Raw genomic sequence first — 26,663 nt, forward strand, 5'->3', positions numbered from 1 at the left:
GGTCGGGCATCCGCGAGGGTGCCCATTGCCCGTTCGCGGGCTTTTGAGGAGCGCCGGCCGGTGCCGGTGCGCTAGCACTCACACAAGGAGATTGCCTCCATGGCAAAGAAAATCATTGGCTACATCAAGCTGCAGGTGCCGGCCGGCAAGGCCAACCCCAGCCCCCCGATCGGCCCCGCGCTGGGTCAGCGCGGCCTGAACATCATGGAATTCTGCAAGGCGTTCAACGCCAAGACCCAGGGCATGGAGCCCGGTCTGCCGATTCCGGTGGTGATCACCGCGTTCGCCGACAAGAGCTTCACCTTCATCATGAAGACGCCGCCGGCGGCGGTGCTGCTGAAAAAGGCTGCCGGCATCAGCAAGGGTTCGCCGCGTCCGCACCTGGACAAGGTCGGTTCGCTGACCCGCGCCCAGGTCGAGGAAATCGCCAAGACCAAGGAGCCGGACCTGACCGCCTCCGACATGGATGCGGCGGTGCGTACGATTGCCGGTTCCGCCCGTTCCATGGGCATCACGGTCGAGGGGGTCTGATCATGGCGAAGCTTTCCAAACGTGTCCAGGCGCTGCGCGCCAAAGTCGACCGCAACCGTGTCTATCCGGTGAGCGAGGCGTTGGGCCTGATCAAGGACTGCGCGACCGCGAAGTTCGACGAGTCGATCGACATCTCGATCAACCTCGGCGTCGACGCGCGCAAGTCGGACCAGATCGTGCGTGGTTCGGTCGTGCTGCCTGCCGGTACCGGCAAGAGCGTGCGCGTGGCCGTGTTCGCCCAGGGTGACAAGGCCGAGGCCGCCAAAGCCGCCGGTGCGGACGTCGTCGGTTTCGACGACCTCGCCGCCCAGGTCAAGTCGGGCACCATCGATTTCGACCTGTGCATCGCCACGCCCGACGCCATGCGTGTGGTGGGCGCGCTGGGCCAGATCCTGGGTCCGCGCGGCCTGATGCCGAACCCGAAGGTCGGTACCGTCACCATGGATGTGGAGACGGCGGTGAAGAACGCCAAGGCGGGTCAGGTGCAGTACCGCACCGACAAGGCCGGCATCATTCATGCGACCGTCGGTCGTGCGTCGTTCCCGGTCGAGGCGCTGCAGCAGAACGTCGGTGCGCTGGTCGAGGCGCTGGTCAAGGCCAAGCCGGCTGCCTCCAAGGGTGTGTATCTGCGCCGCATCGCGGTGTCTAGCACCATGGGCGCGGGCGTCAAGGTCGACCCGGCGTCGGTTGCTGCATGAGTTTTACCCGGACGGCCAGGGCCGTCCGATGACTTTGGGCTGTCGCCTGCGGGCGGCAGGTTGTCAAAGACCGTTGGGGGTCGATCCTGCGGCTGCAATGCAGGAAACGCCTTAAACCGCGAAGTACGGGCCCAACGCAGATGGCGTAACCCGAAAACAGGATTCCGGTTCGTGCCGCCTCGCGGCGGCATTGGCAGGCTCCTGAATACGGTCGCCGTGGTTGTTCGCCCCGCCTGGTGCGGGGCGGATGAATGTTTCAAATAGGGAGATGACCTTGGGTCTCAATCTTGATGACAAGAAGGCAGTCGTCGCCGAAGTGTCCGCGGAACTCGCGAACGCCCAGGTCGTGATTGTCGCTGAGTACCGTGGTCTCGAAGTTGGGCAGATCACCGAGCTGCGTGCCAAGGCGCGCGAGTCGGGCGTCTACCTGCGCGTCCTGAAGAACACGCTTGTTCGTCGTGCCGTCGAAGGTACGCCGTTCGAAGGCTTGAACGAGCAGATGGTCGGTCCGCTGATCTACGGCATCGCCGCGGATCCGGTGTCGCCGGCCAAGGTGCTGCAGGAGTTCGCCAAAGCCAACGACAAGCTGGTGATCAAGGGCGGCGCGATGCCCAATTACGTCATGGACGCCGCTGGCGTCAAGGCGTTGGCCTCGATGCCGAGCCGCGAGGAGCTTCTGTCGAAGCTGCTCGGGACGATGCAGGCGCCGGTGGCGAAATTCGTTCAGACCCTCAACGAGGTTCCGTCGAAGTTCGTGCGCACCGTCGCCGCATTGCGCGATTCCAAAGAGACTGCGTAATTCCCACGTGAGTACGCCCCGTGACGGGGTGATGACTGTTTATTCAGGAGTAGAAAATGGCTGTGTCCAAAGACGATATTCTGGAAGCGATTGGCAACATGTCCGTGCTTGAGCTCTCCGAGCTCATCAAGCAGATGGAAGAGAAGTTCGGCGTTTCGGCTGCTGCCGCGTCGGTTGCCGTGGCCGCTCCGGCCGCCGGTGGTGGTGATGCCGCCGCTGCCGAAGAGAAGACCGAATTCGACGTCGTGCTGCTGGCCGCCGGCGAGAAGAAGGTCGAGGCGATCAAGGTCGTGCGTGCCGCTACCGGCCTGGGCCTGAAGGAAGCCAAGGATCTGGTCGACGGCGCCCCGAAGGCGGTCAAGGAAGGCATTTCCAAGGCCGACGCCGACGCGCTGGTCAAGCAGCTCGAGGAAGCCGGCGCCAAGGTCGAGATCAAGTAATCTCGCGTGTTCTGGTGGGGCTGGCGGCCGTTTTGGCCGCCGGCCCTTTCGTGCTTTTGTGACGAGCAGAAGCCAGGGCCAAACGAGCCGCGCCCATCGTTGTTCGTTTTGCCCTGTCGTTTGACGTCTGACCTCTACCCGGAGCCCACATGGCGTATTCCTACACCGAAAAGAAGCGTATCCGCAAAAGCTTCGCCAAGCGCACTTCCGAGCAGGACATTCCGTTCCTGCTGGCGACGCAGATCGATTCCTTCGTGTCGTTCCTGCAGGCCGAGGTCTCTGCGCAGTCGCGGCTCAACGAAGGTTTGCAGGCAGCCTTCACCTCCATCTTCCCGATCTCCAGCCACAGTGGCAATGCGCGCCTGGAGTTCGTGAGCTACCACCTCGGCGAGCCGCCCTTCGACGTCAAGGAATGCCAGCAGCGTGGCCTGACCTATGCTGCCCCGCTGCGCGCGCGCGTGCGCCTGGTGATCATGGATCGCGACGCGCCCAAGGAGACCGTCAAGGAGGTCAAGGAGCAGGAAGTCTACATGGGCGAGATCCCGCTCATGACGAACACCGGTTCCTTCGTCATCAACGGTACCGAGCGGGTCATCGTCTCGCAGCTGCATCGTTCGCCGGGCGTGTTCTTCGATCACGACCGTGGCAAGACGCACTCGTCGGGCAAGCTGCTGTTCTCGGCCCGCGTGATTCCCTACCGTGGTTCCTGGCTGGACTTCGAGTTCGACCCCAAGGACTGCCTGTTCTTCCGTGTCGACCGTCGCCGCAAGATGCCGGTGTCGATCCTGCTGCGCTCGATCGGCATGAGCACCGAGGAAATCCTCGCCTCCTTCCATGACTTCGACGAGTTCCGCCTCGAATCCGAAGGCGTGAGCTTCACGCTGGTGCCCGAGCGCCTGCGCGGCGAGGTAGCGCGCTTCGACATCGTCGATGCGGACGGCAACGTCATGGTCGCGCGCGAAAAGCGCATCACGGCGCGTCATATCCGCGAAATCGAGAAGGCAGGGGTCAAGACGATGTCGGTGCCCGACGATTTCCTCGTCGGTCGCGTCGTGGCGACCAGCCTGGTGGATCCCGAAACCGGTGAGATCATCGCCAAGGCCAACGACGAGATCACCGAGGAACTGATCGAAAAGATGCGCGCGGCTGGCATTGCCGGGCTGCAGACGCTCTACGTCAATGACCTCGACCGCGGTCCCTATATCTCCTCGACGCTGCGTATCGATGACACGGCCGACCAGTGGGCCGCGCGCGTGGCGATCTACCGCATGATGCGTCCGGGCGAGCCGCCCACCGAAGACGCTGTCGAGACCCTGTTCCACGGGCTGTTCTTCTCGGAGGAGCGCTACGACCTGTCCTCGGTCGGGCGCATGAAGTTCAACCGTCGCGCCTATCCGGAAGCGATCGACGATCGCGCTCCGGGCTGGGTCAAGCGCTTTTACGAGCGCGTCGGCAAGATGGAGGAGATCGGGCCGGGCACGCTCTCGAGCGACGACATCCTGGCCGTGGTCGGCATCCTGCTCGAGCTGCGCAACGGTCGCGGCGAGATCGACGACATCGATCACCTCGGCAACCGTCGCGTGCGTTCGGTGGGTGAGCTGGCCGAGAACCAGTTCCGTGCCGGTCTGGTGCGCGTCGAGCGCGCCGTCAAGGAGCGCCTGTCCCAGGCCGAGTCCGAGAACCTGATGCCGCACGACCTGATCAACGCCAAGCCGATCTCGGCCGCGATCAAGGAGTTCTTCGGGTCCAGCCAGCTGTCGCAGTTCATGGACCAGACCAACCCGCTGTCCGAGATCACGCACAAGCGTCGCGTCTCGGCGCTCGGTCCGGGCGGCCTGACGCGCGAGCGCGCCGGCTTCGAGGTGCGCGACGTGCACCCGACGCACTACGGCCGCGTGTGCCCGATCGAGACGCCGGAAGGTCCGAACATCGGTCTGATCAACTCGCTCGCCGTGTATGCGCGCACCAACCGTTACGGCTTTCTCGAAACCCCGTACCGCAAGGTCGAGGACGGCAAGGTCACCGACCAGGTCGATTACTTGTCGGCCATCGAGGAAGGTCACTACGTCATCGCCCAGGCCAACGCCGAAGTGACTGACGGCCGTTTGTCCGGCGATCTGGTGTCGTGTCGCCACAAGGGCGAGTTTTCGCTGTCGACCACCGATCAGGTGCAGTACATGGACATCGCGCCGGGCCAGATCGTGTCGGTTGCCGCGTCGCTGATTCCGTTCCTCGAGCACGACGACGCCAACCGCGCGCTGATGGGCGCGAACATGCAGCGTCAGGCCGTGCCCTGCCTGCGGCCCGAGAAATGCCTGGTGGGTACCGGCATGGAGCGCACCGTTGCGGTCGACTCCGGCACCGCCGTGCAGGCCCTGCGCGGTGGCGTGGTCGATTACGTCGACGCCAACCGCATCGTGGTACGTGTGCATGACGACGAGACGCTCTCCGGCGAGGTCGGCGTCGACATCTACAACCTCATCAAGTACACGCGCTCGAACCAGAACACCAATATCAACCAGCGTCCGATCGTCAAGGTCGGTGACGTGCTGGCCAAGGGTGACGTGATCGCCGATGGCGCGTCCACCGACCTGGGCGAGCTTGCGCTCGGCCAGAACATGCTGGTCGCGTTCATGCCGTGGAACGGTTACAACTTCGAGGACTCGATCCTGATCTCGGAGCGCGTCGTCGCCGAAGACCGTTTCACCTCGGTGCATATCGAGGAGCTGACGGTGGTCGCGCGTGACACCAAGCTCGGACCCGAGGAGATCACGCGCGACATCGCCTCGCTGGGCGAAGCGCAGATGGGGCGCCTGGACGAGTCCGGCATCGTCTACATCGGTGCCGAGGTGCAGGCCGGCGACGTGCTCGTCGGCAAGGTCACGCCCAAGGGCGAGACCCAGCTCACGCCGGAAGAGAAACTGCTGCGCGCGATCTTCGGCGAGAAGGCGTCCGATGTGAAGGACACCTCGCTGCGCGTGCCCTCGGGCATGGTCGGCACCGTCATCGACGTGCAGATCTTCACCCGCGAAGGCATCGAGCGCGACAAGCGTGCGCAGTCGATCATCGACGACATGCTGCGCGGCTTCAAGACCGATCTGGCCGACCAGATGCGCATTGTCGAGCGTGACGCCTTCGCGCGTATCCGTCGCCTGATCGTGGGCCAGAAGGTCAACGGCGGGCCGAAGAAGCTCGCCAAGGGCGCCAAGGTCACCGACGAGTATCTCGACGGGCTCGAGCCGCACAGCTGGTTCGACATCCGCATGGCCGACGAGGAACTGGCGACCCAGCTCGAAGCCGTGCGCGACGGTCTGGACAAGACGCGCAAGGACTTCGACGCGGCCTTCGAGTTGAAGAAGAAGAAGCTCACCCAGGGCGACGAACTGCCGCCGGGCGTGCAGAAGATGGTCAAGGTGCACCTGGCGGTCAAGCGCCGCCTGCAGCCGGGCGACAAGATGGCCGGTCGCCACGGAAACAAGGGTGTGGTCTCGCGCATCGTGCCGGTCGAGGACATGCCCTACATGGATGACGGTACGCCGGTCGACGTCGCGCTAAACCCGCTGGGCGTGCCCTCGCGCATGAACATCGGTCAGATCCTCGAGACCCACCTGGGTCGTGCGGCCAAGTCGCTCGGTCAGAAGATCGACGGCATGCTGCGCGCCAACGCCAAGGTCGCCGAGATCCGCGCCTTGCTCGACGAGATCTACAACCGCAGTGGCAAGACCGAGGATCTCGCGTCGTTCAGCGACGACGACGTGATCGAACTGGCGAAGAACCTGCGCAACGGCGTGCCGTTCGCCACCCCGGTGTTCGACGGCGCCCAGGAGGACGAGATCGAGAAGATGTTCGAACTCGCCGGCCTCGATTCGGGTGGTCAGGTCACGCTCTACGACGGCCGCACGGGCGACGCCTTCGACCGCAAGGTCACGGTCGGATACAAGCACGTGCTCAAGCTGCACCACCTTGTCGACGACAAGATGCACGCGCGTTCGACCGGCCCGTACTCGCTCGTCACCCAGCAGCCGCTGGGAGGCAAGGCACAGTTCGGTGGCCAGCGCTTCGGCGAGATGGAGGTGTGGGCGCTGGAAGCCTACGGCGCCGCCTATACGCTGCAGGAGATGCTCACCGTCAAGTCGGACGACGTCACGGGCCGCACCAAGGTCTACGAGAACATCGTCAAGGGTGAACACAAGATCGATGCCGGCATGCCCGAGTCCTTCAACGTGCTGGTGAAGGAAATCCGCTCGCTCGCGATCGACATCGATCTGGACAGCTACTGAACCGGGTGAAAACCCACTCGACCCGGATGGAGTGAATGATGAAAGGCATGCTCGCTGACCTGTTCAAACAAACCCTGCCTCAGGAAGAGGAGTTCGACTCGATCACCGTCGGACTCGCCTCGCCCGAGAAGATTCGCTCGTGGTCCTACGGCGAAGTCAAGAAGCCGGAGACCATCAACTACCGTACTTTCAAGCCCGAGCGCGACGGCCTGTTCTGCGCCAAGATTTTCGGCCCGGTCAAGGACTACGAGTGCCTGTGCGGCAAGTACAAGCGCCTCAAGCACCGCGGTGTGATCTGCGAGAAATGCGGCGTCGAGGTGACGCTGTCCAAGGTGCGCCGTGAGCGCATGGGCCACATCGAGCTGGCCAGCCCGGTCGCGCACATCTGGTTCCTGAAGAGCCTGCCCAGCCGTCTTGGCATGGTGCTCGACATGACCCTGCGCGACATCGAGCGTGTGCTCTATTTCGAAGCCTTCGTCGTGGTCGAGCCTGGGCTGACCCCGCTCACCCGCGGTCAGCTGCTGACCGAGGACGACTATGTCGCCAAGGTCGAGGAGTACGGCGACGATTTCGACGCCCTGATGGGTGCCGAGGCCGTGCGCGAACTGCTGCGCACGCTCGATCTGAACCACGAAGTCGAGAAGCTGCGTGGCGAACTCGAGTCCACCGGCTCCGAGGCCAAGGTCAAGAAGTTCTCCAAGCGCCTCAAGGTGCTCGAGGCCTTCCAGACCTCGGGCATCAAGCCCGAGTGGATGATTCTCGAAGTGCTGCCGGTGCTGCCGCCGGACCTGCGTCCGCTGGTGCCGCTCGATGGTGGCCGCTTCGCGACTTCCGACCTGAACGACCTGTACCGTCGCGTCATCAACCGCAACAACCGTCTCAAGCGCCTGCTCGAACTGAAGGCGCCGGACATCATCGTGCGCAACGAAAAGCGCATGCTGCAGGAGTCGGTCGATTCGCTGCTCGACAACGGTCGTCGCGGCAAGGCCATGACCGGTGCCAACAAGCGTCCGCTCAAGTCGCTCGCCGACATGATCAAGGGCAAGGGCGGTCGATTCCGTCAGAACCTGCTGGGCAAGCGCGTCGACTACTCGGGCCGCTCGGTCATCGTGGTGGGTCCGCAGCTCAAGCTGCACCAGTGCGGTCTGCCCAAGCTCATGGCGCTGGAGCTGTTCAAGCCGTTCATCTTCAACAAGCTCGAGCTGCGCGGGCTGGCGACCACCATCAAGCAGGCCAAGAAGATGGTGGAGAGCCACGAGCCGGTGGTGTGGGACATCCTCGAAGAGGTCATCGGCGAACACCCGGTGATGCTCAACCGCGCGCCGACGCTGCACCGCCTGGGCATCCAGGCCTTCGAGCCGGTCCTGATCGAAGGCAAGGCCATCCAGCTGCATCCGCTGGTGTGCGTGGCCTTCAACGCCGACTTCGACGGTGACCAGATGGCCGTGCACGTGCCGTTGTCGCTGGAAGCGCAGATGGAAGCGCGCACGCTGATGCTGTCGTCGAACAACGTGCTCTCTCCGGCTAACGGCGAACCCATCATCGTGCCGTCGCAGGACATCGTGCTGGGCCTGTACTACGCCACGCGCGAGGGCGTGAACGAGCCCGGTGAGGGCATGCACTTCGCCGACGTGGCCGAGGCGCGTCGCGCCTACGAGTCGGGCTACGCGACGCTGCATGCGCGCGTGTCGGTGCGCCTGAACACGGTCGAGTTCGGTCCCGACGGCGAGCGCGTGCCGGTCAATCGTCGCTACGAGACGACCGTGGGCCGCGCGCTGCTGTCCGAGATCCTGCCGGCCGGTCTGCCGTTCTCGATCATCGACAAGGCGCTAAAGAAGAAGGAAATCTCCAAGCTGATCAACGCCGCCTTCCGCCGCTGCGGCCTGAAGGAGACGGTGGTCTTCGCCGACAAGCTGATGCAGTACGGCTTCAGTCTGGCCACCCGTGCGGGCATCTCGATTTCGGTCAAGGACATGCTGATGCCGGTCGAGAAGGAGCGCCTCATCTCCGCGGCCGAGGCCGAGGTCAAGGACATCGCCGACCAATATACCTCCGGTCTGGTGACCGACGGCGAGCGCTACAACAAGGTCGTCGACATCTGGGGCCGCTGTGGTGATCAGGTCGCCAAGGCGATGATGGACCAGCTCGGCGAAGAGGACGTTGTCGACCGCGAAGGCAAGACGGTCCGTCAGGAGTCGTTCAACTCCATCTACATGATGGCCGACTCCGGCGCGCGCGGCTCCGCCGCGCAGATTCGCCAGCTTGCCGGCATGCGTGGCCTGATGGCCAAGCCGGACGGCTCCATCATCGAGACGCCGATCACGACCAACTTCCGTGAAGGCCTCAACGTCCTGCAGTACTTCATCTCGACGCACGGCGCCCGTAAGGGTCTGGCCGACACCGCGCTCAAGACCGCCAACTCGGGCTATCTGACGCGTCGTCTGGTCGACGTCACGCAGGATCTGGTGGTCACGGAGGACGATTGCGGCACGCGTGAAGGCTTCTCGATGAAGGCCCTGATCGAGGGTGGCGAGGTCGTCGAGGCGTTGCGTGAGCGCATCCTGGGTCGCGTCGCGGCCGAAGACCTGATCAATCCGGATACGCAGGAGACGGTCATCGAGGCCGGCACGCTGCTCACCGAGGACATGGTCGAGCTGATCGACAGTCTGGGCATCGACGAGGTCAAGGTGCGCACGGCGCTGACCTGCGAGACGCGCTACGGTATCTGCGGCAAGTGCTATGGCCGCGACCTGGGTCGCGGTTCCGACGTCAACGTCGGCGAAGCGGTCGGCGTGATCGCCGCGCAGTCGATCGGCGAGCCGGGCACGCAGCTGACCATGCGTACCTTCCACGTCGGCGGTGCCGCCTCGCGTGCGGCTGTGGCCAGCGGCGTCGAGGCCAAGTCGGGCGGTTCGATCCGCTTCGCCGGCAACATGCGCTACGTCACCAACGCCAAGGGCGAGAAGGTGGTCATCGCGCGTTCGGCCGAGGTAGTCGTCGCCGATGAGCTCGGGCGCGAGCGCGAGCGTCACAAGGTGCCCTACGGTGCGACCCTGTTCGTCGATGACGGCATGAACGTCAAGGCCGGCGTGCAGCTCGCCTCGTGGGATCCGCACACGCGTCCGATCATCACCGAGTACGCGGGCACCGTGCGCTTCGAGAACGTCGAGGAAGGCTCGACCGTGGCCAAGCAGATCGACGAGGTCACGGGCCTGTCGACGCTGGTGGTCATCGACTCGAAGCAGCGCGGTGGTGCGGCCAGCAAGGCCACGCGTCCGCAGGTCAAGCTCATCGACGACCAGGGCGAGGAAGTGCGCATCGCCGGCTCCGAGCATGCGGTGGCGATCACCTTCCAGGTGGGCTCCATCATCACCGTCAAGGACGGCCAGCAGGTCGGCGTTGGCGACGTGCTCGCGCGTATCCCGCAGGAATCGGCCAAGACCCGCGACATCACCGGCGGTCTGCCGCGTGTGGCCGAGTTGTTCGAGGCGCGCGCGCCCAAGGACGCCGGCGTGCTCGCCGAGTTTACCGGTACCGTGTCGTTCGGCAAGGACACCAAGGGCAAGCAGCGCCTGGTGATTACCGAACCGGACGGGATCTCGCACGACTTCCTGATCCCCAAGGACAAGCACCTGATGGTGCACGACGGTCAGGTGGTCAACAAGGGCGAGGCCGTGGTCGACGGGCCGGCCGATCCGCACGACATCCTGCGTCTGCAGGGTATCCCGGCGCTGGCGCGGTACATCATCGACGAGGTGCAGGACGTCTATCGTCTGCAGGGCGTGAAGATCAACGACAAGCACATCGAGGTGATCGTCCGCCAGATGCTGCGTCGCGTGGTCATCACCGATCCGGGCGATACGCGCTTCATCCGTGAGGAGCAGGTGGAGCGCTCGGACGTGCTCGAGGAGAACGACAAGATGGTCGCCGAAGGCAAGCTGCCGGCGACCTACGAGAACGTTCTGCTGGGTATCACCAAGGCGTCGTTGTCGACTGACTCGTTCATCTCGGCCGCTTCCTTCCAGGAGACCACCCGGGTTCTGACCGAGGCGGCGATCATGGGCAAGCGCGACGATCTGCGCGGTCTCAAGGAGAACGTCATCGTCGGTCGTCTGATTCCGGCCGGTACCGGCATGGCCTATCACCGCAACCGCAAGATCCAGAAGAGCGGGGGCGACCTCGGTGGAGACCATGCATGGCCGGGGTTCGACGAGGCAGTGGCGGAGAATAATGCCGCCGCGGCAGCGACCGAATCGTCCGAGTCGCAATCGCCGGATGTGCAGGCTGGTTGACGCGCGCCCTGCAGCGGAATAAAATCCGGCCTCTTTGTTCGGGTCGGTCCTTGCGGGCCGATCCGACGCTGAACAATCCGTCCGAGGTGGCGCGCGTTGCGCCACCTCGGACCTCATGAAGAAACGCCAATATGCCTACTATCAATCAGCTCGTTCGCAAGCCGCGTGAGAAGGTCGTCACCACGAACAAGGTGCCAGCGCTCGAGGCCTGCCCGCAAAAGCGCGGTGTGTGCACCCGTGTCTATACGACGACCCCGAAGAAGCCGAACTCGGCGCTGCGCAAGGTCGCCAAGGTGCGCCTGACCAACGGTTTCGAGGTGATCTCCTACATCGGCGGCGAAGGCCACAACCTGCAGGAGCACTCGGTCGTGCTGATTCGCGGCGGCCGTGTCAAGGACTTGCCGGGCGTGCGCTATCACATTGTTCGCGGTTCCCTCGACCTTCAGGGTGTCAAGGACCGCAAGCAGGCCCGCTCCAAGTACGGCGCCAAGCGCCCGAAGCAGGCCTGAACCCCGCTCATACAGAACTCAGTCAGAGGTTGCCATGCCCCGTCGTCGTGAAGTACCCAAGCGCGAGATCCTGCCGGACCCGAAGTTCGCGTCGCAGGATGTGTCCAAGTTCATCAACGTGATCATGCAGTCCGGCAAGAAGTCGGTCGCCGAGCGCATCGTCTATGGTGCGTTCGATCACATTTCCGGCAAGGCCGGCAAGGACCCGCTGGAGGTCTTCACGGCTGCGCTCGGCAACGTCAGGCCTGTCGTCGAGGTCAAGAGCCGTCGTGTCGGTGGAGCGAACTACCAGGTTCCGGTCGAAGTGCGTCCGTCGCGCCGCATGGCGCTGTCGATGCGCTGGCTGCGCGAGGCGGCGCGCAAGCGCGCCGAGAAGTCGATGGCGCAGCGTCTGGCCGGCGAACTGCTCGAGGCTGCCGAAGGCCGCGGTTCCGCGATGAAGCGTCGCGAGGAAGTGCACCGCATGGCCGAAGCAAACAAGGCATTCTCGCACTACCGTTTCTGAGTTTTCGAGACGGTGGTGAATCGGGCCCGGCAAGGGCTCGATTGCTTTGTACGGCAGGATTTTCACGCGCCCGAGGGCGCATAAAGACAGAAGGCGGATTATCGTGGCTCGCAAGACTCCCATTGAGCGCTATCGCAACATTGGCATCTCGGCGCACATCGACGCCGGCAAAACGACGACGACCGAGCGCATCCTTTTCTACACTGGCGTAAGCCACAAGGTGGGCGAGGTTCACGACGGTGCTGCGACCATGGACTGGATGGAGCAGGAGCAGGAGCGTGGCATCACCATCACCTCCGCCGCGACGACCTGCTTCTGGAAAGGCATGGATCGGCAGTTCCCGGAGCATCGTTTCAACATCATCGATACCCCGGGGCACGTCGACTTCACGATCGAGGTCGAGCGTTCGATGCGTGTGCTCGATGGCGCGTGCATGGTGTATTGCGCGGTCGGTGGTGTGCAGCCGCAGTCCGAGACGGTGTGGCGCCAGGCCACCAAGTACAAGGTGCCGCGCCTGGCCTTCGTGAACAAGATGGACCGTCAGGGCGCGAACTTCTTCAAGGTCGTCGATCAGATGAAGCTGCGTCTGAAGGCCAATCCGGTTCCGATCGTCATTCCGATCGGTGCGGAGGAGGGCTTCCGCGGCGTCGTCGACCTGCTCAAGATGAAGTCGGTCATCTGGGACGAGGCCTCGCTGGGCATGAGCTTCAACTACGAGGCGATTCCGGCGGAGCTGCAGGCCGAGGCCGAGAAGTGGCGTGAGCACATGGTCGAGGCCGCGGCCGAGGCCTCCGAGGATCTGATGAACGAGTACCTCGAGAATGGCGAGCTGTCCGAGGAGCAAATCGTCAAGGGTCTGCGCATGCGTACCATCGCCTGCGAGATCCAGCCGATGCTGTGTGGCACCGCCTTCAAGAACAAGGGCGTTCAGCGCATGCTCGACGCGGTCATCGAACTGCTGCCCTCGCCGATCGATATTCCGCCGGTCTCCGGTATCGACGAGGACGAGAAGCCGGTCGAGCGCCGCGCCGATGACGGCGAGAAGTTCTCGGCCCTGGCGTTCAAGCTGATGAGCGACCCCTTCGTCGGTCAGCTGACCTTCATTCGTGTGTACTCGGGCGTGCTCGAGGCCGGTGCCACCGTGCTCAACTCGATCAAGAACAAGAAAGAGCGCATCGGCCGCATCCTCCAGATGCACGCCAACGAGCGTGCAGAAGTCAAGGAAGTGCTGGCGGGCGACATCGCCGCATGCGTCGGCCTCAAGGAAGTGACGACCGGCGAGACGCTGTGCGACCCGTCCGCGCCGATCATCCTCGAGCGCATGATCTTCCCGGATCCGGTGATCCACGTCGCGGTCGAGCCAAAAACCAAGAGCGACCAGGAAAAGATGGGTCTGGCGCTGTCGCGACTGGCGCAGGAGGATCCGTCCTTCCGCGTGCGTACCGACGAGGAGTCGGGCCAGACCATCATCTCGGGCATGGGCGAGCTGCACCTGGAGATCCTGGTCGATCGCATGAAGCGCGAATTCAACGTCGAAGCCAACGTCGGCGCCCCGCAGGTGGCTTACCGCGAAGCGGTGCGCAAGGCGGTCGACCAGGAAGGCAAGTTCGTCAAGCAGTCCGGTGGTCGCGGTCAGTACGGCCACGTGTGGATCAAGCTGGAGCCGAACGAGGCCGGCAAGGGCTATGAATTCGTCGATGCGATCAAGGGTGGCGTCGTTCCGCGCGAATACATCCCGGCGGTCGACAAGGGGCTCCAGGATACGTTGACCAATGGCGTGCTCGCGGGCTTCCCGGTGGTCGACGTCAAGGTCACCCTGTTCGATGGCTCCTACCATGATGTGGACTCGAACGAGAACGCATTCCGCATGGCTGCCTCGATGGCGTTCAAGGACGCGATGCGCAAGGCCAGCCCGGTGCTGCTCGAGCCGATGATGGCGGTGGTCGTCGAGACCCCGGAGGAGTACATGGGTAACGTCATGGGTGACCTGTCGGGTCGCCGCGGCATCGTTCAGGGCATGGAAGACGTGCCTGGCGGCATGAAGGAAATCAAGGCCGAGGTGCCGCTGGCCGAGATGTTCGGTTACGCCACCCAGATGCGTTCGCTGTCGCAGGGTCGCGCCACGTACTCGATGGAATTCAAGCACTACGCCGAGGCGCCGAAGAACGTCGCCGAGGCTGTGATCAACAATCGAACCAAATAAGCTCTGATATCAGGAGAGGAACGAATAATGGCTAAAGGCAAGTTTGAACGGACGAAGCCGCACGTGAACGTAGGCACGATTGGCCACGTTGACCACGGCAAGACGACGCTGACGGCGGCGATCACGACGGTGCTGACGAAGAAGTGGGGCGGCGAGGCCAAGGACTACGCGTCGATCGACAGCGCGCCGGAAGAGAAGGCGCGCGGCATCACGATCAACACCTCGCACGTGGAGTACGAGACGGAGTCGCGCCACTACGCGCACGTCGACTGCCCGGGTCACGCTGACTACGTGAAGAACATGATTACCGGTGCGGCGCAGATGGACGGAGCGATTCTGGTGTGCTCGGCCGCGGACGGCCCGATGCCGCAGACGCGCGAGCACATCCTGCTGGCCCGCCAGGTCGGTGTTCCGTACATCATCGTGTTCCTGAACAAGTGCGACATGGTCGACGACGAGGAGCTGCTCGAGCTCGTCGAGATGGAAGTTCGCGAGCTGCTGTCCAAGTACGACTTCCCGGGTGACGACATTCCCATCATCAAGGGTTCGGCGCTCAAGGCGCTCGAGGGCGACGAGTCGCCGATCGGCGTGCCGGCCATCTACGAGCTGGCCGCAGCACTCGACAGCTACATTCCGACGCCCGAGCGCGCGGTCGATCGTCCGTTCCTGATGCCGATCGAAGACGTGTTCTCGATCTCGGGTCGCGGCACGGTGGTGACCGGTCGTGTGGAGCGCGGCATCATCAAGGTCGGCGAAGAGATCGAGATCGTCGGTATCAAGGCCACGCAGAAGACCACCTGCACGGGCGTGGAGATGTTCCGCAAGCTGCTCGACCAGGGTCAGGCCGGTGACAACGTGGGCGTGCTGCTGCGCGGCACCAAGCGCGAGGAAGTCGAGCGCGGTCAGGTGCTGTGCAAGCCGGGTTCGATCACGCCGCACACGCATTTCACGGGCGAGATCTACGTGCTGAGCAAGGAAGAGGGTGGTCGTCACACGCCGTTCTTCGCCAACTACCGTCCGCAGTTCTACTTCCGCACGACGGACGTGACCGGAGCGATCACGCTGCCCGAGGGCACCGAGATGGTGATGCCGGGTGACAACGTGTCGATCACGGTCAAGCTGATCGCGCCGATCGCGATGGAAGAGGGTCTGCGTTTCGCCATCCGCGAAGGCGGTCGTACCGTCGGCGCCGGCGTCGTGGCCAAGATCATCGAGTAATTCCCTTTCTGCCCGGCGTCTCGGCGCCGGGCAATGTTCTTTTCGCTCTTTAGGAAAAACCATGCAGAACCAGAAGATCCGCATCCGCCTCAAGGCCTTCGACTATCGCCTGATCGACCAGTCGGCCCTGGAGATCGTCGAGACCGCCAAGCGTACCGGCGCCGTCGTGCGCGGCCCCGTGCCGCTGCCCACGCGCAAGGAGCGTTTCGACGTGCTGCGTTCGCCGCACGTCAACAAGGCCTCGCGCGACCAGTTCGAGATTCGTACCCACCAGCGCCTGATGGACATCATCGATCCGACCGAGAAGACCGTCGATGCGCTGATGAAGCTTGACCTGCCGGCGGGTGTGGATGTGGAGATCAAGCTGCAGTAAGTGAGTGCCATGCTTGCATGGGGTCCGCAAAGGCCGGTATAATCCGGCCTTTGCGTTTTCCGGCGCAACAAAGTGGCCAGTTGGCTGCTGCGCAGGTGGTGCGCAGAAATTGTGTGCTGTGCTGTTCTAGATGATCCCGGCCAATCGAAGCCGGGATTCAGGAGAATAAAATGAGTCTAGGCCTTGTCGGGCGCAAGGTCGGCATGACTCGCATCTTTGCCGAGGATGGTCGTTCCATTCCAGTGACGGTGCTTGACGTGTCGAACAATCGTGTCGCCCAAGTCAAGACGCCTGAGAGCGACGGCTATGCCGCGGTCCAGGTGGCATTCGGTTCGCGCCGCGCGAGCCGCGTGAACAAGTCGCTCGCCGGTCACTGCGCGAAAGCGGGTGTCGAAGCCGGTAGCGTGCTGAAGGAATTCACCGTCGATGCCGAAAAGCTCGCCAGCCTCAAGCCCGGCGACGTGATCGGTGTCGACGTGTTCGAGGTCGGTCAGAAGGTCGACGTCACCGGCACTTCCATCGGCAAGGGCTTCGCTGGCGCGATCAAGCGCCACAACTTCTCGTCCCAACGCGCTTCGCACGGCAACTCGATCTCGCACAACGCGCCGGGTTCGATCGGTATGGCGCAGGACCCGGGTCGCGTGTTTCCGGGCAAGCGCATGGCGGGTCATCTGGGCGCGGTCACCTGCACGACGCAGAGTCTGGAAGTCGTGCGTGTGGATGCCGAACGTCAATTGCTCCTGATCAAAGGGGCGGTGCCGGGATCGAAGGGTGGCGACGTGCTCGTCCGTCCTGCGGTCAAGGCTGCGAGCTGAGCGGGGGTGATATGGAATTGAAGCTCCTGAACGACAATGGCGAGCAGGCTTCGACGCTGCAGGTGTCGGACTCGCTGTTCGGTCGAGATTACAACGAAGCGCTGGTGCACCAGATCGTAGTCGCCTACATGGCGAACGCGCGCTCGGGCAATCGCAAGCAAAAGGATCGCGCCGAGGTCAAGCACTCGACGCGCAAGCCGTGGCGTCAGAAAGGTACGGGCCGTGCCCGCGCCGGCATGTCGTCGAGCCCGATCTGGCGTGGAGGCGGTCGTGCATTTCCGAACCGCCCCGACGAGAATTTCTCGCAAAAGGTCAACCGCAAGATGTACCGCGCCGGCGTCGCGACGATCCTGTCGCAGCTCGCGCGTGAAGAGCGTCTGGTGGTGATCGACGATTTCGCACTCGAGGCGCCCAAGACCAGGCTGTTCTCGCAGAAGCTCAAGGGCCTGGGCGTGGATTCCGCGCTGCTGATCACTGATGCCTTCGATGAGAACCTGTTCCTGGCGTCGCGCAACCTGCACGACGTTCTGGTGCTCGAGGTGTCCGAGGCGGATCCGGTGTCGCTGGTGAATTTCCCTAAGGTGCTTGTCACCAAGGGTGCGCTGGCCAAGATGGAGGAGGTCTGGCAATGAGCGGATTCAGTCAAGAGCGTCTCATGCAGGTGCTGCTCGCGCCGCAGATCTCCGAGAAGGCGACGCTGATCGCGGATCGCAACTCGCAGGTCGTGTTCAAGGTGCATTCCTCGGCGACCAAGCCGGAAGTGAAGGCCGCGGTCGAGTTGCTCTTCAAGGTTGAGGTCGCGGGAGTGCAGATCGCCAACGTCAAGGGCAAGACCAAGCGTTTCGGTCGCATTTCCGGCCGCCGCAAGGACTGGAAGAAGGCTTTCGTGAGCCTCAAGCCGGGCCAGGAAATCAACTTTGCGGCCGGGGAGTAATCAATCATGGCACTGGTAAAAGTCAAACCCACTTCCGCCGGCCGCCGGGCGATGGTCAAGGTTGTCAATGACAGCCTGCACAAGGGCCGTCCCCACGCGAGCCTGGTCGAGAAGCAGAGCAAGCACGCCGGTCGCAACAACGGCGGCCGCATCACCGTTCGCCACAAGGGCGGTGGTCACAAGCAGCACTATCGCGTGGTCGATTTCCGTCGCATGCGTGACGGCATTCAGGCCAAGGTCGAGCGCGTCGAGTACGACCCGAACCGCTCGGCGAACATCGCGCTGATCTGCTACGCCGATGGTCAGCGCAGCTACATCATCGCGCCGCGCGGCCTCGAGGTCGGCCAGCAGGTCGTCAGCGGTTCCGAGGCGCCGATCAAGCCGGGCAATACGCTGCCGATCCGCAATATTCCGGTCGGTACGACGATCCACTGCATCGAATTGCAGCCCGGCAAGGGTGCGCAGATCGCCCGTGCGGCCGGAGCTTCCGTGCAGTTGCTCGCCCGCGAGGGTTCGTACGCGCAGGTTCGCCTGCGTTCCGGTGAGGTGCGTCGCGTGCATGTCGAGTGCCGCGCCACGATTGGCGAGGTCGGCAACTCCGAGCACTCGTTGCGCAAGATCGGCAAGGCCGGCGCCAACCGCTGGCGCGGTATTCGTCCGACAGTGCGCGGCGTCGCGATGAACCCGGTCGATCACCCGCACGGCGGCGGCGAAGGCCGCACCGGCGAGGGCGGCGTTCCGCGCAGCCCGTGGGGTCAGCCGGCCAAGGGCTTCCGGACGCGCAGCAACAAGCGCACCGACAAGATGATCGTGCAGCGCCGCTACAAGCGATAAGAGGTAAAAGATGGCACGTTCCGTAAAGAAAGGCCCGTTCGTCGACGGGCACCTGCTGAAGAAGGTCGACGCCGCGCGCACGTCCAACGACAAGCGTCCGCTCAAGACCTGGTCGCGCCGCTCGACGGTGCTGCCGGATTTTGTCGGCCTCACGATCGCGGTACATAACGGTCGCCAGCATGTTCCGGTGTTCATTTCCGAGAACATGGTCGGCCACAAGCTCGGTGAATTCGCGCTCACGCGGACCTTCAAGGGTCATGCCGCGAGCAAGAAGGCGAAGAGGTAAGGAGAGATCATGGAAACCAGAGCGATTCTTCGCGGTGTCCGACTGTCCGCCCAAAAGGGCAGGCTGGTCGCGGACATGGTGCGAGGCAAGCCGGTGGATCAGGCGCTCAACATTCTCGCCTTCTCGCCGAAGAGGGGCGCAGAGATCATCCGCAAGGTGGTCGAGTCCGCGATTGCCAATGCCGAGCACAACGACGGCGCCGACATCGACACGCTGAAGCTCAAGACGATCAGCGTCGAGGAAGGCATGACGCTCAAGCGCTTCACCGCGCGCGCCAAGGGCCGGGGCAACCGCATTCTCAAGCCCACCTGCCATATCTACGTGTCGGTCGGGGAGTAAGGAGCAACTATGGGTCAGAAAATTCATCCGACCGGATTCCGTCTCGCGGTCACGCATGACTGGACGTCGCGCTGGTTCGCTCCGAGCGGTATCTACGCCACCATGCTCGCCGAGGACGTCAAGGTCCGTGACTTTCTCAAGAAGCGGCTTGCGCACGCGTCGGTCGCCAAGGTCATCATCGAGCGTCCCGCCAAGAATGCGCGCATCACGCTGTTCTCGGCCCGTCCGGGTGTGGTCATCGGCAAGAAGGGCGAGGATATCGAGAAGCTCAAGCGCGAGTTGCAGGCGATCATCGGCGTGCCGGTGCATGTGAACATCGAAGAGGTTCGCAAGCCCGAGGTCGACGCGCAGCTGGTGGCCGATTCGATCGCCCAGCAGCTCGAGAAGCGCATCATGTTCCGCCGCGCGATGAAGCGTGCAATGCAGAACGCCATGCGCCTCGGCGCCCAGGGCATCAAGATCATGAGTTCGGGTCGTCTCAATGGCGCGGAGATCGCGCGTACCGAGTGGTATCGGGAAGGCCGTGTGCCGCTGCACACGCTGCGTGCGGACATCGACTACGGTTTCTCCGAGGCCAAGACGACGTACGGCATCATCGGCATCAAGGTGTGGGTCTACAAGGGCGAAATGCTCGGCCGCAACGAGAAGCCGGTGGTCGCCGACAGCGAGAACGAGGGTCGCAAGGGCCGCCGTGCGCCGCGCAACGACGCGGGTGACGGACGCGGTGCGAAGCGCACCGGACGCCGTGCGGTAACGACGGATCAATCGGACGCCGACGCGAGCGGTGCACGTACGAAGAAAGCGGGAGTAGGCGATGCTGCAGCCGAAGAGAAGGAAGTATCGTAAGGAACAGAAGGGCCGCAACACCGGTGTCGCCACGCGTGGCGCAAAGGTCAGTTTCGGCGAGTTCGGGCTCAAGGCCACTACGCGTGGTCGTCTGACCGCACGTCAGATCGAGTCCGCCCGTCGCGCCATGACCCGTCACATCAAGCGGGGCGGTCGCATCTGGATCCGCGTGTTCCCGGACAAGCCGATCTCGACCAAGCCCGCAGAGGTGCGCATGGGCAAGGGCAAGGGCAACCCGGAGTATTGGGTCGCCGAGATTCAGCCGGGCAAGGTGTTGTACGAAATGGACGGCGTCAGCGAAGAACTTGCGCGCGAGGCGTTTCGCCTTGCCGCCGCGAAGCTTCCCTTCGCGACCGTGTTCGTCCATCGTCACTTGGGGTGATCATGAAAGCTAGCGAACTTCGCGCCAAGGATCTTGGCGGTCTGGACAAGGAGTTGCTCGAGCTGCTCAAGGCGCAGTTCTCGCTGCGCATGCAGCATGCAACTCAACAGCTCGGTGACACGGGCCAACTGCGCAAAGTGCGTCGCGACATTGCGCGCGTGCGTACGCTGATGCGTGAAAAGGCGGTGCAGAAATGACCGAAACGACTCAGAACACGCGACGCCTGGTCGGCCGGGTCGTCAGCGACAAGATGGAAAAGACCGTGACCGTGCTGGTCGAGCGTCGAGTAAAGCATCCGCTCTACGGCAAGATCATGACGAAGTCGGCGAAGTATCACGCGCACGACGGTGACGGCGCTGCCGGAGCCGGCGACCTGGTCGAGATCGAGGAGTGCCGTCCGATCTCCAAGACCAAGGCCTGGCGTGTCGCCAAGGTGGTCGAAAAAGCGCGCATCATCTGATCTAGCGGATGGTCGCCAGGATCCGGGCAGCAAAAGGCTTGCGCATGAAGTGCCTTGCCGATATACTGCTCGGTCTTTGCTTCTGCCGCCCTGCCTAGCGGGCGTCCTACCCTTACGGGTTCCAAGACTGACCGCCACGGCGGGTTAAGTTGGAGAAAATTTCATGATCCAAATGCAGTCCAAGCTGGGCGTGGCCGACAATTCCGGCGCGCGTTCGGTGATGTGTATCAAGGTCCTGGGTGGGTCCAAGCGCCGCTACGCCGGCATCGGGGACATCATCAAGGTGACCGTCAAGGACGCCGCTCCGCGCGGACGCGTCAAGAAAGGCGACGTGCTCAATGCGGTCGTCGTCCGTACCGCCAAGGGCGTTCGCCGCCCGGACGGTTCGCTCGTCAAGTTTGACGGCAATGCGGCGGTTCTGCTCAACAACAAGCTCGAGCCGATCGGCACCCGTATCTTCGGGCCGGTCACGCGTGAGCTGCGTACCGAGAAGTTCATGAAGATCGTCTCGCTCGCGCCGGAAGTCCTCTGAGGGGTTAGCGGAATGAAGAAGATCCGAAAAGGTGATGAGGTCGCGATCCTGGCCGGCAAGGACAAGGGTCGCCGCGGCGTGGTCGTGCGCCGGGTCGATGACGAGCATCTCGTCGTCGAGGGAGTGAATCGCGTCAAGAAGCACGTTCGCCCGAATCCGCTCAAGGGCGAGACCGGTGGCATCGTCGAGAAAGAGATGCCGATTCACGTTTCCAATGTAGCCCTGTTCAACCCGACGGCGCAGAAAGCCGACCGAGTTGGAATCAAGACGCTCGAAGACGGCCGCAAGGTGCGTTTCTTCAAGTCGAACGGCGAACTGGTTGACGCCTAAGGAGTGACGATGGCGCGCTTGCAAGAGTATTACAAGGACGAGGTCATGGCCGTGCTGAAGGATCGCTTCGGCTACAAGTCGGTCATGGAAGTTCCGCGGATCACCAAAATCACCTTGAACATGGGTGTCGGTGAGGCCGTCGGCGACAAGAAGATCCTCGAGAACGCAGTCGGCGACATGGCCAAGATCGCGGCACAGAAGCCCGTCGTGACCAAGGCCCGCAAGTCGATTGCCGGTTTCAAGATCCGTGACGGCTATCCGATCGGATGCATGGTGACCCTGCGCGGACCTCGCATGTACGAGTTTCTCGATCGCCTGATTTCAGTTGCGATCCCGCGGGTTCGTGACTTCCGTGGCGTATCCGGAAAGGGCTTCGATGGCCGTGGAAACTACAACATGGGCGTCAAGGAGCAGATCATCTTCCCGGAGATCGAGTACGACAAGATCGACGTGCTGCGTGGCATGAACATCAGCATCACGACGACCGCGAAATCCGACGAGGAAGCCAAGGCGTTGCTCGCGGCGTTCAAGTTCCCGTTCAAGAATTGAGGCTGACATGGCGAAACTGGCTCTGATCAATCGAGAAGAAAAGCGCCGCAAGCTTGCGGCCAAGTTTGCGGCCAAGCGTGCGGCTTTGCTGGCCCAGATCAAGGACAGCAGTCTGTCCGAGGACGAGCGCATGACCGCGCGTCTGAAGCTGCAGCAACTGCCCCGCAATGCGAGTCCGGTGCGCCAGCGGAACCGCTGCACGCTGACGGGTCGTCCGCGTGGCGTGTTCCGTAAATTCGGTCTGTGTCGCAACAAACTGCGTGAGCTGACGTTCCGCGGCGAGGTGCCCGGCGTGACCAAGGCGAGCTGGTAAGGAGGGTATGAAATGAGTATGTCCGATCCTGTCGCCGACATGCTGACGCGCATCCGTAACGGACAGCAGGCGCAAAAGGCTACGGTCACCATGCCGAGCTCGAAGCTGAAAGTCGCGATCGCGAAAGTTTTGCAGGACGAGGGTTATATCGACTCCTGGTCTGTGCGCGAGAACTCCGGCAAGCCGGAACTCGACGTCGGTCTCAAGTACTACGCCGGTCGTCCGGTCATCGAGCGCATTGAGCGCGTCAGTCGCCCCGGCCTGCGTATCTACAAGGGTAGCGAGAAGCTTCCCCGTGTCATGAACGGCCTGGGTGTCGCCATCGTGTCGACGCCGCGCGGCGTCATGACCGATCGCGCAGCGCGCGCCGGTCGTGTCGGCGGCGAAGTGCTCTGCTACGTCGCCTAAGGAGTTGTCATGTCTCGTGTAGCCAAGGATCCGATCAAGCTTCCCGCAGGTGTGGAAGTGACGGTCAATGCGGGTCAGGTCGCCGTCAAGGGGCCGCTGGGCCAGCTCTCGCACGACTTCGGCAACGTCGTTGCCATCGCGCGTGACGGCGAACTGCTGACCTTCGAGCCGAACGCCGGTGTGGCCAATTCCCACGCGATGTCCGGTACCGCGCGTGCGATCGTCAACAACATGGTCGTCGGTGTGAGCAAGGGCTTCGAGAAGAAGCTCCAGCTCGTCGGCGTCGGTTATCGCGCGCAGGCCCAGGGCGACAAGCTCAACCTGACGCTCGGCTTGTCGCATCCGGTCGTGCATCAGATGCCGGCTGGCGTGAAAGTAGAAACCCCGACTCAGACCGAGGTCTTGATCAAGGGAATCGACAAGCAGCAGGTTGGCCAGGTCGCGGCCGAAGTGCGGGCATATCGCCAACCCGAGCCCTACAAAGGCAAGGGCGTTCGCTACGCGGACGAGGTGATCGTGCTCAAGGAAACCAAGAAGAAGTAAGGGCGGTTTTCATGAACAAAAAACAAGCTCGTCTGCGTCGTGCCCGCAAAACCCGGGCCAAGCTCGCGGAACTCAAAGCGGTTCGTCTGACGGTCAACCGTACGAATGCGCATATCTATGCGCAGATCATTTCGGCTTGCCGTTCGAAGGTTCTCGCCTCTGCTTCCACGGTGGAAAAAGACGTCCGTGCCCAGCTCAAGAGCGGGGCCAACAAGGAAGCCGCGATGGCGGTCGGCAAGCTGATCGCCGAGCGCGCCAAGGCCGCCGGTGTCGAGCAGGTCGCATTCGACCGCGCCGGTTTTCTCTATCACGGTCGCGTCAAGGCGCTGGCCGATGCAGCCCGCGAAGGCGGTCTGAAGTTCTAAGCGAGGATTCGTATGGCCAAGCAACAAAGCAAACGAGCGCCTGCCGCTGAAGAGCGCGACGACAACATGCGCGAGAAGATGGTCTCCATCAATCGCGTCACCAAGGTCGTCAAGGGCGGCCGCATCCTCGGCTTCGCCGCGCTGACGGTGGTCGGCGACGGCGATGGCGGCATCGGCATGGGCAAGGGTAAGTCCCGCGAAGTGCCCGTCGCCGTGCAGAAGGCGATGGATGAGGCCCGGCGCAAGCTGGCCAAGGTGTCGCTGCGCAACGGCACGCTGCAGCACACGGTGATCGGCCGGCATGGCGCAGCCCACGTGCTCATGCAGCCCGCGCCCAGCGGTACCGGCATCATCGCCGGCGGCCCGATGCGTGCTGTCTTCGAGGTCATGGGTGTGACCGACGTGATCTGCAAGTGCATCGGCTCGACCAATCCGTACAACGTCGTGCGCGCGACCATCAACGGTCTGCTGGCGATCAACACGCCGGCCGAGATCGCGGCCAAGCGCGGCAAGAGTATCGAAGAGATTGTGGGGTAATCGATGGCGGACAAGAAACTCAAGGTCACGCTCGTGAAGAGCGTGATCGGTACCAAGCAATCCCACCGTGCAACGGTGCGTGGCCTGGGTCTGCGTCGCCTGAATCATTCGGTCGAGCTGCAGGACACCCCCGAGATCCGCGGGATGATCAACAAGGTTTCGTACCTCCTGAAGTGTGAGGGCTGATATGCGACTCAATAACATCCAACCCGGCGAGGGTTCGAAGAAGGCTGCGCGTCGCGTCGGTCGCGGCATCGGCTCCGGCCTGGGCAAGACCTGCGGTCGCGGCCACAAGGGGCAGAAGTCCCGCGCTGGCGGCTTTCACAAGGTGGGCTTCGAGGGCGGTCAGATGCCGCTGCAGCGCCGCCTGCCCAAGCGTGGCTTCGTTTCGATGACCAAGGCGCGCAACGCCGAGGTGCGACTGTCCGAGATCGACAAGTTGCCGGTCGACGAGATCGATCTGCTGGTGCTCAAGCAGGCCGGCGTGATTCCGGCTGATTCGCTCTCGGCCAAGGTGATGGTGTCGGGCACGATCAATCGCAAGGTCACGCTGCGCGGTATCGGCGCGACCAAGGGTGCGCTCGCAGCCATCGAGGCTGCCGGCGGTTCCGTCTCGGCCGAATAAGGTCAAGGGAAGGCACAGTGGCAAATAGCGCAGCGCTGGGAAGCACGGGACGATTCGGCGACCTGAAACGTCGTCTGCTGTTCGTCCTCGGCGCCCTCATCGTCTACCGTCTCGGGGCGCACATCCCGGTGCCGGGCATCGATCCGGACCGGCTCGCCGAGCTGTTCCAGACGCAGGCGGGCGGCATCCTCGGGGTGTTCAACCTGTTCTCGGGCGGCGCGCTGTCGCGTTTCACGATCTTCGCGCTGGGGATCATGCCGTACATCTCGGCTTCGATCATCATGCAGCTCGTGACGGTGGCCGTGCCTTCGATGGAGCAGCTCAAGAAGGAGGGCGAGGCCGGTCGGCGCAAGATCACGCAGTACACGCGCTACGGCACGCTGGTGCTGGCGCTCGCGCAGGGCATCGGCATTTCGATCGCCCTCGAGACGCAGGCCGGGCTCGTGCTCGATCCGGGGCTGATGTTCCGCTTCGTTACGGTCACCACGCTGGTGACGGGCACGATGTTCCTGATGTGGATGGGTGAGCAGATCACCGAGCGCGGCATCGGCAACGGCATCTCGCTGATCATCTTCGCCGGTATCGTCGCGGGTCTGCCCAGTGCCATTGGTGGGCTGTTCGAACTGGTGCGCACCGGCGGCATGCACCCCTTCACGGCGCTCGTGATCTGCGTGCTGGTGGTGCTGGTGACCGGCTTCGTGGTGTTCGTCGAGCGTGGTCAGCGCAAGATCCTGGTCAACTACGCCAAGCGTCAGGTCGGCAACAAGGTCTATGGTGGCCAGAGTTCGCACCTGCCGCTCAAGCTGAACATGGCCGGCGTAATCCCGCCGATCTTCGCCTCGAGCATCATTCTGTTCCCGGCGACGTTGGGGCAGTGGTTCGGCTCCTCGGAAGGGATGATCTGGCTGCGCGACATCTCGTCGACGCTGTCGCCGGGCCAGCCGATCTACGTGCTGCTGTATGCGCTGGCGATCATCTTCTTCTGCTTCTTCTACACCGCGCTGGTGTTCAATCCGCGCGAGACGGCAGACAATCTGAAGAAGAGCGGGGCCTTCGTGCCGGGGATCCGTCCGGGAGACCAGACGGCGCGCTACATCGAAAAGATCCTGACCCGCCTGACCATGGTCGGTGCGGTCTATATCACCGCGGTGTGCCTGTTGCCGGAGTTCCTGATCCTGCGCTGGAACGTGCCGTTCTACTTCGGCGGGACGTCGCTTCTGATTATCGTGGTCGTGACGATGGACTTCATGACCCAGGTGCAGTCGCATGTGATGTCGCACCAGTACGAGAGCCTGCTCAAGAAGGCGAACTTCAAGGGCCCGGGCGGATTGCCGACCCGCTAAGGCGATGAGCAAGGAAGACGTCATCGAGATGCAGGGGGAGGTCATTGAAAACCTCCCGAATGCGACGTTTCGCGTCCGGCTGGAAAACGGCCATGTGGTGCTGGGCTACATCTCCGGAAAGATGCGCATGCACTACATCCGGATTCTTCCGGGAGACAAGGTCACGGTGCAGCTGACACCCTACGACCTGAGCAAGGCCCGGATCGTGTTCCGGACGAAATGATTCGAAAGTACGAGGAGTGGTGAAATGAGAGTTCAGGCTTCGGTAAAGCGGCTGTGCCGCCATTGCAAGATCGTCCGTCGCAAGGGCGTGGTTCGCGTGATTTGCTCCGAACCGCGTCACAAGCAGCGGCAGGGTTGATCCGCGGATCAAC

34 protein-coding genes are annotated in these 26,663 nt (G+C 63.2%); all 34 read left to right on the forward strand.

Annotated features, from left to right (window positions below):
• Positions 1–99 precede the first annotated feature (99 nt).
• Complete coding sequence (gene rplK / locus C0099_RS02935; RefSeq protein WP_102246062.1) at positions 100–531, forward strand: 50S ribosomal protein L11; 432 nt, start codon at positions 100–102, stop codon at positions 529–531.
• Between the two features lie 2 nt (positions 532–533).
• Positions 534–1,229, forward strand: coding sequence for a 50S ribosomal protein L1 (gene rplA, locus C0099_RS02940; RefSeq protein WP_102246063.1), 696 nt, complete (start codon positions 534–536; stop codon positions 1,227–1,229).
• Between the two features lie 274 nt (positions 1,230–1,503).
• Entirely contained in the window at positions 1,504–2,028 is a 525-nt protein-coding gene (gene rplJ / locus C0099_RS02945) for a 50S ribosomal protein L10 (protein WP_102248356.1), read from the forward strand.
• A gap of 56 nt (positions 2,029–2,084) precedes the next feature.
• The gene (gene rplL, locus C0099_RS02950; RefSeq protein WP_102246064.1) at positions 2,085–2,468 is read left to right on the forward strand and encodes a 50S ribosomal protein L7/L12; all 384 of its coding nucleotides are present in this window, start codon (positions 2,085–2,087) and stop codon (positions 2,466–2,468) included.
• Between the two features lie 149 nt (positions 2,469–2,617).
• Complete coding sequence (rpoB, locus tag C0099_RS02955; RefSeq protein ID WP_102246065.1) at positions 2,618–6,748, forward strand: DNA-directed RNA polymerase subunit beta; 4,131 nt, start codon at positions 2,618–2,620, stop codon at positions 6,746–6,748.
• A gap of 38 nt (positions 6,749–6,786) precedes the next feature.
• Positions 6,787–11,040: a DNA-directed RNA polymerase subunit beta' gene (gene rpoC / locus C0099_RS02960; RefSeq protein ID WP_102248357.1), complete on the forward strand. Its 4,254-nt coding sequence runs from the start codon at positions 6,787–6,789 to the stop codon at positions 11,038–11,040.
• A gap of 131 nt (positions 11,041–11,171) precedes the next feature.
• Positions 11,172–11,549, forward strand: a complete 378-nt coding sequence (rpsL, locus tag C0099_RS02965) for a 30S ribosomal protein S12 (RefSeq protein ID WP_102246066.1) — start codon at positions 11,172–11,174, stop codon at positions 11,547–11,549.
• Positions 11,550–11,583: 34 nt separating this feature from the next.
• Positions 11,584–12,054 carry a 30S ribosomal protein S7 gene (rpsG, locus tag C0099_RS02970; protein WP_102246067.1) on the forward strand — a complete coding sequence of 157 codons (471 nt, stop codon included), beginning with the start codon at positions 11,584–11,586 and terminating at the stop codon, positions 12,052–12,054.
• A gap of 103 nt (positions 12,055–12,157) precedes the next feature.
• Entirely contained in the window at positions 12,158–14,257 is a 2,100-nt protein-coding gene (gene fusA, locus C0099_RS02975) for an elongation factor G (protein WP_102246068.1), read from the forward strand.
• Positions 14,258–14,284: 27 nt separating this feature from the next.
• Positions 14,285–15,475, forward strand: a complete 1,191-nt coding sequence (gene tuf / locus C0099_RS02980; protein ID WP_102246059.1) for an elongation factor Tu — start codon at positions 14,285–14,287, stop codon at positions 15,473–15,475.
• A 61-nt stretch (positions 15,476–15,536) separates the two neighbouring features.
• Complete coding sequence (gene rpsJ, locus C0099_RS02985) at positions 15,537–15,848, forward strand: 30S ribosomal protein S10 (RefSeq protein ID WP_102246069.1); 312 nt, start codon at positions 15,537–15,539, stop codon at positions 15,846–15,848.
• Positions 15,849–16,018: 170 nt separating this feature from the next.
• Positions 16,019–16,663, forward strand: a complete 645-nt coding sequence (rplC, locus tag C0099_RS02990; RefSeq protein WP_102246070.1) for a 50S ribosomal protein L3 — start codon at positions 16,019–16,021, stop codon at positions 16,661–16,663.
• A gap of 11 nt (positions 16,664–16,674) precedes the next feature.
• Positions 16,675–17,295 (forward strand): 50S ribosomal protein L4, encoded by a 621-nt coding sequence (gene rplD / locus C0099_RS02995; RefSeq protein ID WP_102246071.1) that lies wholly within the window; start codon positions 16,675–16,677, stop codon positions 17,293–17,295.
• Positions 17,292–17,597, forward strand: a complete 306-nt coding sequence (gene rplW, locus C0099_RS03000; RefSeq protein WP_102246072.1) for a 50S ribosomal protein L23 — start codon at positions 17,292–17,294, stop codon at positions 17,595–17,597. Before rplD ends, rplW begins: the two co-directional genes overlap by 4 nt.
• Positions 17,598–17,603: 6 nt before the next feature.
• Positions 17,604–18,431 (forward strand): 50S ribosomal protein L2, encoded by an 828-nt coding sequence (gene rplB, locus C0099_RS03005; protein WP_102246073.1) that lies wholly within the window; start codon positions 17,604–17,606, stop codon positions 18,429–18,431.
• A gap of 10 nt (positions 18,432–18,441) precedes the next feature.
• Positions 18,442–18,717 (forward strand): 30S ribosomal protein S19, encoded by a 276-nt coding sequence (gene rpsS, locus C0099_RS03010; RefSeq protein WP_102246074.1) that lies wholly within the window; start codon positions 18,442–18,444, stop codon positions 18,715–18,717.
• Positions 18,718–18,726: 9 nt separating this feature from the next.
• Positions 18,727–19,056, forward strand: coding sequence for a 50S ribosomal protein L22 (rplV, locus tag C0099_RS03015; RefSeq protein ID WP_102246075.1), 330 nt, complete (start codon positions 18,727–18,729; stop codon positions 19,054–19,056).
• Positions 19,057–19,065: 9 nt separating this feature from the next.
• Positions 19,066–19,902 carry a 30S ribosomal protein S3 gene (gene rpsC / locus C0099_RS03020; protein ID WP_102246076.1) on the forward strand — a complete coding sequence of 279 codons (837 nt, stop codon included), beginning with the start codon at positions 19,066–19,068 and terminating at the stop codon, positions 19,900–19,902.
• Complete coding sequence (rplP, locus tag C0099_RS03025; RefSeq protein WP_102246077.1) at positions 19,871–20,284, forward strand: 50S ribosomal protein L16; 414 nt, start codon at positions 19,871–19,873, stop codon at positions 20,282–20,284. The genes rpsC and rplP overlap by 32 nt, the downstream gene beginning before the upstream one ends.
• A 2-nt stretch (positions 20,285–20,286) precedes the next feature.
• A complete protein-coding gene (gene rpmC, locus C0099_RS03030; protein ID WP_102246078.1) occupies positions 20,287–20,481 on the forward strand; it encodes a 50S ribosomal protein L29 in 195 nt (64 codons plus the stop codon).
• Positions 20,478–20,744: a 30S ribosomal protein S17 gene (gene rpsQ / locus C0099_RS03035; protein ID WP_102246079.1), complete on the forward strand. Its 267-nt coding sequence runs from the start codon at positions 20,478–20,480 to the stop codon at positions 20,742–20,744. Before rpmC ends, rpsQ begins: the two co-directional genes overlap by 4 nt.
• A 163-nt stretch (positions 20,745–20,907) precedes the next feature.
• Positions 20,908–21,276, forward strand: a complete 369-nt coding sequence (rplN, locus tag C0099_RS03040; RefSeq protein ID WP_102246080.1) for a 50S ribosomal protein L14 — start codon at positions 20,908–20,910, stop codon at positions 21,274–21,276.
• 12 nt (positions 21,277–21,288) lie between these two features.
• Complete coding sequence (gene rplX, locus C0099_RS03045; protein WP_102246081.1) at positions 21,289–21,606, forward strand: 50S ribosomal protein L24; 318 nt, start codon at positions 21,289–21,291, stop codon at positions 21,604–21,606.
• A gap of 9 nt (positions 21,607–21,615) precedes the next feature.
• The gene (rplE, locus tag C0099_RS03050) at positions 21,616–22,155 is read left to right on the forward strand and encodes a 50S ribosomal protein L5 (protein ID WP_102246082.1); all 540 of its coding nucleotides are present in this window, start codon (positions 21,616–21,618) and stop codon (positions 22,153–22,155) included.
• A gap of 7 nt (positions 22,156–22,162) precedes the next feature.
• On the forward strand, positions 22,163–22,468 hold the full coding sequence (gene rpsN, locus C0099_RS03055; RefSeq protein ID WP_102246083.1) for a 30S ribosomal protein S14: 306 nt from the start codon (positions 22,163–22,165) through the stop codon (positions 22,466–22,468).
• Between the two features lie 12 nt (positions 22,469–22,480).
• Complete coding sequence (gene rpsH, locus C0099_RS03060; RefSeq protein WP_102246084.1) at positions 22,481–22,876, forward strand: 30S ribosomal protein S8; 396 nt, start codon at positions 22,481–22,483, stop codon at positions 22,874–22,876.
• A 9-nt stretch (positions 22,877–22,885) separates the two neighbouring features.
• A complete protein-coding gene (gene rplF / locus C0099_RS03065; protein WP_102246085.1) occupies positions 22,886–23,419 on the forward strand; it encodes a 50S ribosomal protein L6 in 534 nt (177 codons plus the stop codon).
• Positions 23,420–23,430: 11 nt separating this feature from the next.
• Positions 23,431–23,784: a 50S ribosomal protein L18 gene (rplR, locus tag C0099_RS03070; protein WP_102246086.1), complete on the forward strand. Its 354-nt coding sequence runs from the start codon at positions 23,431–23,433 to the stop codon at positions 23,782–23,784.
• 12 nt (positions 23,785–23,796) lie between these two features.
• Positions 23,797–24,321 (forward strand): 30S ribosomal protein S5, encoded by a 525-nt coding sequence (rpsE, locus tag C0099_RS03075; protein ID WP_102246087.1) that lies wholly within the window; start codon positions 23,797–23,799, stop codon positions 24,319–24,321.
• Positions 24,322–24,324: 3 nt separating this feature from the next.
• The gene (gene rpmD / locus C0099_RS03080) at positions 24,325–24,507 is read left to right on the forward strand and encodes a 50S ribosomal protein L30 (RefSeq protein ID WP_102246088.1); all 183 of its coding nucleotides are present in this window, start codon (positions 24,325–24,327) and stop codon (positions 24,505–24,507) included.
• A gap of 1 nt (position 24,508) precedes the next feature.
• Positions 24,509–24,946 (forward strand): 50S ribosomal protein L15, encoded by a 438-nt coding sequence (gene rplO, locus C0099_RS03085; RefSeq protein ID WP_102246089.1) that lies wholly within the window; start codon positions 24,509–24,511, stop codon positions 24,944–24,946.
• A gap of 17 nt (positions 24,947–24,963) precedes the next feature.
• On the forward strand, positions 24,964–26,289 hold the full coding sequence (gene secY / locus C0099_RS03090) for a preprotein translocase subunit SecY (protein WP_102246090.1): 1,326 nt from the start codon (positions 24,964–24,966) through the stop codon (positions 26,287–26,289).
• Between the two features lie 4 nt (positions 26,290–26,293).
• Positions 26,294–26,512 (forward strand): translation initiation factor IF-1, encoded by a 219-nt coding sequence (gene infA / locus C0099_RS03095; RefSeq protein ID WP_102246091.1) that lies wholly within the window; start codon positions 26,294–26,296, stop codon positions 26,510–26,512.
• A 24-nt stretch (positions 26,513–26,536) separates the two neighbouring features.
• Entirely contained in the window at positions 26,537–26,650 is a 114-nt protein-coding gene (gene rpmJ, locus C0099_RS03100) for a 50S ribosomal protein L36 (protein ID WP_102246092.1), read from the forward strand.
• Positions 26,651–26,663: the final 13 nt, after the last annotated feature.

Origin of the sequence: Pseudazoarcus pumilus, from assembly GCF_002872475.1 — a bacterium.
Lineage (GTDB): Bacteria > Pseudomonadota > Gammaproteobacteria > Burkholderiales > Rhodocyclaceae > Pseudazoarcus > Pseudazoarcus pumilus.